The following is a 9,875-nucleotide window of genomic DNA, read 5'->3' on the forward strand; positions in this document are numbered from 1 at the left end:
AAGCGCATTTGATTGACTCGTGAACTGTCTTGCTCGCTAGCATATAGTGTTTTTTTTAGTGGTCAACTTCAACCTTTGAACTGCTCGATGCATAGTCGTAACACTGACTTCGACACCACTTTTGGCTGCAAAACCAGAGCATAATTCTTCAAGTATTGCATCTGGTTGCTCATCAACTAACTGCTCAATTACTGCCAAACTACTATTCCTGATTTTAGCGATCGCACCTCCTCCATGAGGCAAAGATGTCACCTGTCCCGTGTCTCGATAGCGACGAATTAACCTTTTAATGAAGGATACACTCACTTGAAAGCGTTCAGCCAATTGGCGTTGCGACCCTTGTTTGGATTCATAAGCATTTATCACACGTTGGCGTAAATCTGTTGAGTAGGGAGCCGGCATAACTATGAGTATTTTTGCTGCTCCTTCAGTTTACTAAATTTGGTGTCTATTCAATTGAAAAACGCTGTATTAGCTGTAGCAAAAATAATCTCAAAACTGGTTTAGCTATCAGCGAACCAGGCTTGACATCTTTAACCCAACGATTTATCTCTTCTAACCTTTTTGCTAAATTTGGGTCTATTGTGGATGCTTCTTTAATGAGTGACTTGAGTCGATTTTTTATTTCGTTTGCTTGCAAAAAATACTAAACCTCAAAAATCAAATTAATTTTGGGAATTTGATGATTATTTTATGGCATTTTTACAAAAAAGCCTGTAGTGAAGCAAAATGTTACTTCTCTACAGGTTTTTGATGATACATTTTTGGCTTTTTGCTAACTTTCAGATTCTGGGGATGGTTCTGATTTTTCAGGCTTGAGTAGGGGGAAAGCGATCGCATCCCGAATACTGGCACAATTGGTTAATAACATCACCAATCTATCAATGCCAATGCCTAAACCACCTGTAGGCGGCATTCCATACTCCAAAGCGGTGAGAAAGTCTTCGTCTACACCTTGGGCTTCCAAGTCGCCGGCGGCTTTGCGCGCGGCTTGTGCTTCTAAACGTTCTCTTTGGTCGATGGGATCAGTTAATTCTGAGAAACTATTGCCAGTCTCCCGCCCTACAATAAATAACTCAAATCGCTCCACCAAACCAGGCTGAGAACGGTGAGGTTTTGCTAAGGGCGAAATTTCCACTGGATAGTCAATAACAAAGGTAGGCTGAATTAAATTTTCTTCTACCTTTTGTTCAAAGGCTTCATTCAACAATTTACCAATGGATGGTACATCTTCTATACCTTCCAAACCAGCATTTTTACTTGCTGCTTTTGCTTCTTCCAAAGTTTGGAATGAATTGAAATCTAAGCCTGTAAATTCTTTGACTATATCGTGCATAGTCACCCGCCGCCAAGGTGGTGTTAAATCTACAGGTGTGTCTTGGTAAGTAATTTGTAATGTTCCGAGAACCTCTTGGGCGACAGTGGTAATAATTCCTTCTGTCAACGCCATCATATCGTTGTAGTCGGCGTAGGCTTGGTAAATTTCAATGGTGGTAAATTCAGGATTATGGCGAGTGGAAACTCCTTCATTGCGGAAAATTCGCCCTAATTCAAACACCTTTTCAAAACCACCCACAATTAACCGCTTGAGATGGAGTTCTGTAGCAATTCGTAGATACAACTCCATATCTAAGGTGTTGTGATAAGTGATAAACGGACGTGCATCAGCACCGCCTGCTTCACTTTGCAAAACTGGCGTTTCAATTTCTAGAAAATCCCGCTGTTCCAAATAGCGGCGAATACCAGCAGTAATTTGGGCGCGACGGCGGAAAGTTTGCCGTACTTCCGGGTTCACTATCAAATCAACGTAACGCTGACGGTAGCGCTTGGCGATATCTGTTAACCCATGCCGTTTGTCTGGTAAGGGTAACAGAGATTTGGTCAGAATAGTATATTGTTTAACGTAGACAGATAACTCGCCCTTTTCAGTCCGTTTAATAGTGCCTGTAACGCCTAAAATATCGCCAATATCTGTAAGTTTATCTAATTGTTTGAAAGCATTGGCGAGAACATCTGCCATACTTTCTTCAACGCGCTTTTTTTCTAAGTAAAGCTGAATTGCGCCGGTTTCATCTTCTAAGGTGACGAAGGCTAGTTTACCCATAAAACGACGCAGCCTGATGCGTCCGGCTATAGCAACTTCTAAATCAACTTCTTCACCGTTGGGTAAATCAGCAAATTGGGCTTGTAATTGCGCTGCGTGATGGCTGGATTCCCAACGATAGGCATAAGGATTAATACCTAGCTGCTTTAGCTGCTCTACTTTTTCCAGCCTAGTGGCACGAATATCTTCTTCGGACATGTTAACGAACTAAAGAGGGCATGAATATTATAAATGCTGCGAACAGGTGGGGTGATTAGGGAACTCTAATAAATTAAGTTGTTCTGGCTGATGGCTGATGACTGATGACTGATGGCTGATGACTGTGGGATATTTATTATTTGCAAGTCTTTTATCTGCAATCTTGATCTACCTCGGATTTGTTGTCGCCATCAAAGACTACCAAAAATTTGCCATCAGGTATCAAGCGCCTAATAGGCTGTAAATAACCTTCAGCTTCCGATTGTTTGCGGAAACGTGCTACAACGACTCTTTGCATATTCCCAAGCAAACGCACAGCTAACCACCTATTGAGATTATCTCGATAGGGCTTGACAACTCCCCACCGTAGAACGGTGAGGATTCTTCCTTCATCCAACATTGCCTCTAAAAGCAGTGCCTTTAGATGGTCTTACACGTTGTCCAGAAGCGGTAGCGAGATGCCCTCCCGCCAAAAGTCGTAAACCTTCATCGCGGATGTTAACGGCTGCGTTGATGTCTCTGTCATGCACCGTTTGACATTTTGAACATTGCCAACTACGAACATCTAAACTTAGGCTATCCACTTGATGCAAGCAGTTACTACAAGTTTTTGAGCTAGGGTAAAATCTATCGACTTCAATATAGATTTTACCTGACCATTCAGACTTGTATTTCAACATAGTACAGAATTGACCCCAACTAGCATCACTAACAGATTTAGCTAACTTGGAGTTTCTTATCATGTTTTTAACTGCCAGATTCTCTACAACTATGACTTGGTTCTCGTCAACTAATTTACGACTTAGCTTGTGTAGAAAATCTTCTCGACATCTGGTGATTTTATTGTGAACCTTAGCAACTCTAATTCGTGCCTTATTTCGATTTGTAGATCCCTTCTGTTTGCGACTGAGTTGCTTTTGTTTGTTGGCTAATTTGACTTCATGTTTTCGATAATATTTGGGGTTACCATGCTTAGTCCCATCGGATGTAATAGCATAATGGTTAATCCCCATGTCCACACCAATAGCTTTTCCTTGTGATGATGAAACAGGCTTATCTTTACCATCATCGTAGAGACAAGCAGCATGGTATTCACCCGACGGAGTTAATGAAACAGTAACAGATTTGAGTTTTCCTTCAGGTAAGCGAGATACTTTACAGTAAACCTTACCCAATTTAGGTAAATTGAGATACTCGCCGTCTAGTTTTATTTGTTGCGGAAAGCGAATAGATTGTTTGTGACCTTTGTTTTTGAAGTTTGGGTATTTCGCCCGTTTCTCAAAAAAGTTCAAAAACGCACTAGACAAGTCTAAGGCTACTTGTTGCAAACATTGGGAAGGAGGTTGTGTCAACCATTCATGTTCTTTTTTTAAAGAAGGCAACAAATTAATTATATCGTTACGGCTTAATCCCTTACCCGTTAGCTTGTAAGTTTCGTTGGTTAGGTTGAGTGCGTAATTGTAAAACCAGCGTACACATCCAAACGACTTTGCAAGCAATATGGATTGCTCACTAGTCGGATAGATTCTGTACTTGTAGGCTTTTAACATCGCATTTACCAAACTATGCTTACTATGTTAAACTAAAGTCAAACAAAAGTAAAGCCGTAGTTCTACGACGGGGTTTTAAACCGTGCGGTTCGTTTCTATGAAACATAGTGAATAACTACGGGGATTAGAGTCCTTACACCGCCTTGGACTCACAAAGTCCCAAAAGAAAGTAAGGATAACTACAATCTAGTGTGAGTGCGCCCAAATCCTAGAGTAAGCAAGTCTCACCCGCTAGGAGTGGCGTGATGCCAAATCTGCCCACATAGACAGAGAACAAACTCTGAAAATGAAGCTGGGGACAGGACGAGAACAACAAACCTGAGATGGGGGTAACTCGTATAGGTAGGTAGTCATGGTTAGGTGTCAACCGAACCCTTAGAAAAAGCGTCTAAAACCCTTCAGTCAAAATCAAGACCGAATAACAACAATACACCTGCGTCGCCGATGGTTAGAGCAGATGCAACTCTAGGTGGTCGTGGGCGAAGTGAGGGAACCTAAAACTACAAAACAACTAGATTGTGGAACGAATAAAACGGCTCTTTCAACCTCCAATCCTCAGAGATTGTGGACTCCTTAAATAAGAGTTAGCGGGGAGAGTTGGTAGGATTCACTCGAAAATTAGCGAACCAAGGACTCGCTGACAACTGGGTGAGGTTTGCATAGAAAATGTCCAAAACGTAGTAGAGAAAGTTATGACAACGGAGTTAAATCCAGTTGATAAATGGAAATCAATCCCGTGGCGCAAGTTGCGGAAAATTGTGTTTCGCCTACAAGTTCGGATATTCAAGGCTCAAAAGAACGGGAACGCACGATTAGTGCGAAAACTTCAGAAACTTTTATTAAGTTCTAAAGCAGCTAAATTGCTTGCTATTCGGCAAGTGACACAGCTAAACACCGGACGGAAAACCGCAGGGGTAGACGGTAAGAAAGCCCTTGAACCATCACAAAGACTAGCACTTTACGAAGTATTAGTTAAAAACTGGAAGCAATGGAAACACCAACCTCTCAAAAGAGTTTGGATACCCAAAGCCGACGGAACAAAGAGAGGGTTAGGAATTCCAACCATTAGCGATAGAGCCTACCAGTGTCTTCTCAAATATGCTCTGGAGCCAGCAGCCGGAGCCCTCTTTAACGCCCATTCCTATGGGTTCAGACCAGGTAGAAGTTGCCATGAGTCCAACAAGGAATCTTTAATCAACTCAAGGCTAACGCCAAGGGTATACATAAAAGAATCCTCGAACTAGACATCGAAAAATGTTTTGACAAGATTGACCACAAATTCTTAATGCAATCTGTCCAACTTCCCAGAGCAGCCAAACAAGGACTTTTTCGAGCAATTAAAGCCGGAGTCCGAGGAGAATTTCCATCCTCAGAAACAGGAACCCCTCAAGGCGGCGTAATCAGTCCACTACTTGCAAATCTAGTTCTACATGGACTAGAAAATGTGGGGTATGAACTGAGGTACAAAGTCAAGAATGGTGGTACTTATCTGGATGCACTAAAAGGATTCCGCTATGCGGATGACGTGGTTTACATCCTCAACCCTGAAGACAATGAAAACATCCTCAGAGAACGCATTGACCTATTCTTGGAAACAAGAGGGTTAAAAGTAAAAGAAGCCAAAACCAAAGTGGTCAAAAGCACTGAAAGTTTCGACTTCCTTGGGTGGAACTTTTGCGTTAAACCCAATGGTAAATTCATCTCTACGCCGAGTCAAAAATCCGTTAAAGGAATTAAGACGAAAGTGAAAGAAGTAATGAAAGATAGTCGATTCACTCTTGAAGAACGCATCGACAAATGTGGAGCGGTAATAAGAGGGTGGAGAAATTACCATCGATTCTGTGATATGAGTCAACACGACCTATGGAATTTAAACTACTGGACGTGGAAGTTCATTCGTAAGCAAGGAAAATATGACCGATACCAAACCAACAAGGTTTTAAAGAAAGCATTCCCATCTGTTAAATGGGCAGCGTGCAGATTTGTCAACGTTACGGGAGAAAAATCCCCATTTGACGGCAACTTAGCATACTGGTCAAAGAGAGAGAATGCTAATTACGACGGTATAACGGCAAAAACCTTGAAGAAACAGAATCACAAGTGCGCTCACTGCGGTCTAATGTTCTATTCAGGTGACATAGCTGAACTACACCACAAGGATGGTAATCATGCAAATTGGAAAACCAATAATTTGGAAGTTCTGCACCGGGAATGTCACTTGTATCAAACCAATCATGGCAAAAGATGTGAGTCCGAAAAACAGGTTAACCCTGATTTAGTAGGTGTCAAACTAGGAGCGTAGTGCGGTGAAAGCCGCACGCTACGTTCTGAATGGGAGGTGTCCCATAGTAATATGGGCATCGACCCTAACCAAATTTTCGATAATAATAGTCTCCATTGAGTTTGGAGCAAAGATAGTGCCGAACTTTCCACAGGACGCACTGGCTTTTTGCTTAGTTAAATATTACCAAAAACAAATATAAAAAACAAGTAAATATTTAATCATATCAAATTTACTAATTTTGAAACAAAAGTGAAACAAAAATGTGCCAACTTTGTTTCAAAATAGATTTGCGATCGCCAAAGGAAATACAATGACACAAACTAGACTGCGCTTGTGGAATGTAGATGAATATCACCGGATGTTCGAGACGGGGATTATTAAAACTGAGGAACGGGTAGAACTTATTGAAGGGCAAGTTATCCCCATAAGTGCCAAAAATCCTCCCCATGCAGCCACAACGCTGTGTGCATCTGACTACCTCAAGCGCCTACTAGCAGAAGTTGCTTTAGTTCGGGTACAAGACCCCATTCAGTTAAGTCAATATTCTGAACCTGAACCGGATATTGCTGTTGTCCGCCTCGATTCACGAAAATACATTGATCATCATCCTGCACCTAATGAAGTTTTTTTATTGATTGAGGTGGCGGATACAACTTTAGAGGCAGACCGCAAACAAAAAGCGCCTCTTTATGCTAAGGCGGGAATTGCAGAATATTGGATTTTGGATGTAAATCAGCGTCAGGTTGATGTTTTTCGTGAACCGGATTTAGTATTTTACAATCAACAATTGATTTTAGAGGAGAATGTATCAATATCTTTGATTGCTTTCCCAGAAATTGAAGTCCAGATTAGTCAACTGTTTCCATAATTGTTTGCATTTATATAAACTTCAACTATATTGCAATGTAATTATCTAAGTAAGTCGGCGAAAAAAATTAATGTACATCAGTAAATATAAATTTAACCTAAGGTGTTTTGTGACGTAGAAATCGCACACCTCTAATGATTGGTGGTGCGCTGCGCGACAACGCACCCTACATTTAAATTCTAAATTATCTTTCGGATTAGTCTGTGTAGCCGAGACTTCCAGTCGCCAAGATGTCTTTTACAAGAGGTCTAATAAAAAGCGATCGCTCCTGGCTAATTGAAGCGATCGCTTTATCTCAACAAGGGTATCAGAGAAAATATTCTTGACATCTATAACCAAGATTCAATGATTTAACTCTGCAACTAAAACCTTTATTTTTGCCCTACTGTTAGCGAATTTCGAGATATAATTGCCTTCATTTTTAAATTCGCAAATTTCAGAATTGCTTCTACCAATTCTTGCTGTTCTGGTTGTAGATTTAGTGTTTTTAGAGCCTGGTTGATATCTTGACCAGAATGCAAATTGTGAGCAAGTTTGGCAAGTTGGGATGAGTTTAATACTGCCTTGATTTCCTTGTTTCTACGCTGACGCACCGCCTGTAGTTGTTGGAGTTGTTGGGGAGTCAGGTTAATTTCTGAAAATGGAGTAGATTCACTTGCCACTTTGGTAGTTTGGGCGAAAATGACACTAGAAGTAGCATGGAATTGAACAGGTGTTGCCAAGGCACTTACAGGCATGAGGATGAAAAGAGTAAAAATAGTAACAGCTAACACAGACAGCCGTTTTGTAAAGTTGATAGCCATGTTGATAAATGCCTAAATCACAACATTCAGGACGCGGTAGTCCAGCTAGAAAGTATTATCCATTCTTAGGGAATCCCAAAAGATAAATTATGCTACAGCTAGCGTCACAACACACCCTCACAAGATTCACTCAGATTGTTTAATTCTGTTAATTTCTTGTTGCAATTCTTCAACTTGACGGCGTAAAGCTTCCGCTTCATTTTCAGGAGAATCAGCTGTAACATTAACTGCTCCTGAAGCGGGGGATCGCTGATAGTTTCCTCGGCGAATTTGCTGATATTCTTCTGATACTGCCCATTCCCGTAAGAAATGCACGCGTTCCACAGGGAAAGGATGACTGAGCATCATACCCTGAGCGCCACTATACATCAAGAATTTGTACACTTGATTGAGTCCGTCTGCATCTAGTGCCTGATAACTCTCTGACTGTTTAATAAACTCTTGTAAACTACATTCATTGCCATATTTGATACTACCACCAGATAGTTTCATCATTGATGACATTACAGGATTCAAGTCATCCATAACTAACAGTGCTGCGCGATCTGCCGTTAATTCGGCTTTACGCCGCCATTCAAAAAAGGCATAAATTAAGCCTTGAGTGACGAAATTGCCTATGCCAAAGGTTAATTCTCCCAAGACAGAAGCAGCACTCATTGCCCACATCGCCATTTGAATTAAAATAGTATGACCACACTTAATATGCCCTAGTTCATGGGCTAGCACTGCCCGAATCTCGGCTTCGTTTAGTAAGTCTAAAGCCCCTGTATTTATGACTATGTAAGGATTATCTTGCCCCAGTGCATAGCTATTTACTTGGGGATTTTGTGAGACAAACAGTGCAGGTTCTGGGTAAATGTCCAAATCTCGCACGCATTCGCGAAAGATCTGGTAAATGGTGGAATATTGCCGCGGCCCGACTTGGATGGTGTTGCCCATTAGATAGACTAACTGAGGGCGTTCGTAGACAAATTCCACAAATTTACGAGCAATTAAATCAAATCCCGGTAAACTTCGTAAAGCTTGCTCAGCTTGGCGATCCAGTGGATGCCTGAAGGCTTCGCTGGAAATTCCTGTGTAAGTTGGCATAATTTGGGTAATTAGTCAATGGTTAGTGGTTAGTGGTCAGTGGTCAGTGGTCAGTGGTCAGTAGTCAATGGTCAGTGCTTAGTAAAAATAACAACTAAGAACTAACAAATGACAACTGACAACTAACAACTAACAACTGACAACATAATAGAAATGGGGCTATTGGAAGTAAAAGTCACTTTTTATGGGATTAAAAACGTGTGATTGAGGCAGAAGTCCATTTGTCACTACATAACTTCCTGCGATCGCAGGCGGGTTTTCCTTCCTGGCCCCATCATTTGACGATGGCAAGGTTGGTAGCACGGGCCTTGCGCTTAGGACGTAGCGCCTTAATTCAAGTTGGGGCAGTTTGTGGTTATCAAGGGCGATATCGCACTAGTTTTGTTGCATCAGCATTGATGTGGCATGGCCCTGTAATTATTGTTGCCCCAGAAGAAGTACAGCAACGTCTGCTAAGAGTGGAAATTCCCCGGCTACAGCAATGGCTGCAAGCTGATAAACCCATCAGAACAGGTGACGCTTGGCCTAGTTCTGAGTTCCAAGGGCTACTCCTTACGTCCCCCGCAGCTTGGTTAAAAGGGCAACTCGTATCTGATAAGCGTTTTCCCCCAGATATTCCTACTATTATTGATGGGGTAGACGATCTCGAAGATTGGGTGCGTCAGCAACTAACTGAAGACATTCAACCCCATGATTGGGATCAACTCATGCTAGCTTGTCCCAGCCAAGCTGAGCTAATTCGTTCTGTACGAGTGCAAATCACAAAAGAACTATTCCAGCATCCTGCTAATCCGTATGAGTGCTACCTAATTTCTCAACCAGAAATAGAAATTTTAAACCATCTATATTCTGCTTTAGAGTCAGTTCAATCATTGCCAGAACCTTGGCAACAGTTCCGGCAACAACTTAAAGACATTAATGAAAATCTCTCTCCCTCATCCCCCCATCCCCTGCTCCGAAAGCTCCCCTGCTCCGAAAG

The 9,875-nt window shown here is 41.7% G+C and carries 10 protein-coding genes and 1 pseudogene; 4 read left to right on the forward strand and 7 right to left on the reverse strand.

Going from position 1 to position 9,875, the window contains the following annotated elements; translation table 11 throughout:
* Nucleotides 1-36: 36 nt before the first annotated feature.
* The 5 genes from I8748_RS28300 to I8748_RS28320 form a co-directional block, all read right to left on the reverse strand.
* The gene (locus I8748_RS28300; RefSeq protein ID WP_198125864.1) at nt 37-402 is read right to left on the reverse strand and encodes a helix-turn-helix domain-containing protein; all 366 of its coding nucleotides are present in this window, start codon (nt 400-402) and stop codon (nt 37-39) included.
* Between the two features lie 46 nt (nt 403-448).
* Complete coding sequence (locus tag I8748_RS28305) at nt 449-640, reverse strand: hypothetical protein (protein WP_198127843.1); 192 nt, start codon at nt 638-640, stop codon at nt 449-451.
* A 135-nt stretch (nt 641-775) separates the two neighbouring features.
* A complete protein-coding gene (lysS, locus tag I8748_RS28310; protein WP_198127837.1) occupies nt 776-2,302 on the reverse strand; it encodes a lysine--tRNA ligase in 1,527 nt (508 codons plus the stop codon).
* Nucleotides 2,303-2,453: 151 nt separating this feature from the next.
* Nucleotides 2,454-2,702 (reverse strand): hypothetical protein, encoded by a 249-nt coding sequence (locus I8748_RS28315; RefSeq protein ID WP_198127838.1) that lies wholly within the window; start codon nt 2,700-2,702, stop codon nt 2,454-2,456.
* Entirely contained in the window at nt 2,692-3,852 is a 1,161-nt protein-coding gene (locus tag I8748_RS28320; protein ID WP_198127839.1) for an RNA-guided endonuclease InsQ/TnpB family protein, read from the reverse strand. The genes I8748_RS28315 and I8748_RS28320 overlap by 11 nt, the downstream gene beginning before the upstream one ends.
* Nucleotides 3,853-4,544: 692 nt before the next feature.
* Here I8748_RS28320 and I8748_RS36155 point away from each other — a divergent pair.
* The 3 genes from I8748_RS36155 to I8748_RS28330 all read left to right on the forward strand — a co-directional run bounded on the left by I8748_RS36155 (nt 4,545) and on the right by I8748_RS28330 (nt 7,004).
* Nucleotides 4,545-5,096, forward strand: coding sequence for a reverse transcriptase N-terminal domain-containing protein (locus I8748_RS36155; RefSeq protein WP_318781288.1), 552 nt, complete (start codon nt 4,545-4,547; stop codon nt 5,094-5,096).
* 23 nt (nt 5,097-5,119) lie between these two features.
* Complete coding sequence (locus tag I8748_RS36160; protein ID WP_318781290.1) at nt 5,120-6,154, forward strand: group II intron reverse transcriptase; 1,035 nt, start codon at nt 5,120-5,122, stop codon at nt 6,152-6,154.
* A 244-nt stretch (nt 6,155-6,398) separates the two neighbouring features.
* On the forward strand, nt 6,399-7,004 hold the full coding sequence (locus tag I8748_RS28330; protein WP_318781289.1) for a Uma2 family endonuclease: 606 nt from the start codon (nt 6,399-6,401) through the stop codon (nt 7,002-7,004).
* Nucleotides 7,005-7,375: 371 nt separating this feature from the next.
* Here I8748_RS28330 and I8748_RS28335 read toward each other — a convergent pair whose 3' ends face one another.
* Together I8748_RS28335 and I8748_RS28340 are read right to left on the reverse strand one after the other, a co-directional pair.
* Nucleotides 7,376-7,807 carry a hypothetical protein gene (locus tag I8748_RS28335; RefSeq protein WP_198127840.1) on the reverse strand — a complete coding sequence of 144 codons (432 nt, stop codon included), beginning with the start codon at nt 7,805-7,807 and terminating at the stop codon, nt 7,376-7,378.
* Between the two features lie 126 nt (nt 7,808-7,933).
* Complete coding sequence (locus I8748_RS28340) at nt 7,934-8,896, reverse strand: M48 family metallopeptidase (RefSeq protein WP_198127841.1); 963 nt, start codon at nt 8,894-8,896, stop codon at nt 7,934-7,936.
* 200 nt (nt 8,897-9,096) lie between these two features.
* On the opposite strand from I8748_RS28340, the pseudogene I8748_RS28345 reads away from it, so the two are divergent.
* Nucleotides 9,097-9,875: pseudogene (locus I8748_RS28345) on the forward strand (ATP-dependent DNA helicase); the annotation flags it as partial.

This window comes from Amazonocrinis nigriterrae CENA67 (assembly GCF_016056305.1).
In the GTDB taxonomy this organism is placed as follows: Bacteria; Cyanobacteriota; Cyanobacteriia; order Cyanobacteriales; family Nostocaceae; genus Amazonocrinis; species Amazonocrinis nigriterrae.

Coding starts and splice junctions, on each gene's coding strand:
- I8748_RS28300 (WP_198125864.1), bottom strand. CDS start 402: ATGCCGGCTCCCTACTCAACAGATTTACGCCAACGTGTGATAAATGCT.
- lysS (WP_198127837.1), bottom strand. CDS start 2,302: ATGTCCGAAGAAGATATTCGTGCCACTAGGCTGGAAAAAGTAGAGCAG.
- I8748_RS28315 (WP_198127838.1), bottom strand. CDS start 2,702: ATGTTGGATGAAGGAAGAATCCTCACCGTTCTACGGTGGGGAGTTGTC.
- I8748_RS28320 (WP_198127839.1), bottom strand. CDS start 3,852: ATGTTAAAAGCCTACAAGTACAGAATCTATCCGACTAGTGAGCAATCC.
- I8748_RS36155 (WP_318781288.1), top strand. CDS start 4,545: ATGACAACGGAGTTAAATCCAGTTGATAAATGGAAATCAATCCCGTGG.
- I8748_RS28335 (WP_198127840.1), bottom strand. CDS start 7,807: ATGGCTATCAACTTTACAAAACGGCTGTCTGTGTTAGCTGTTACTATT.
- I8748_RS28340 (WP_198127841.1), bottom strand. CDS start 8,896: ATGCCAACTTACACAGGAATTTCCAGCGAAGCCTTCAGGCATCCACTG.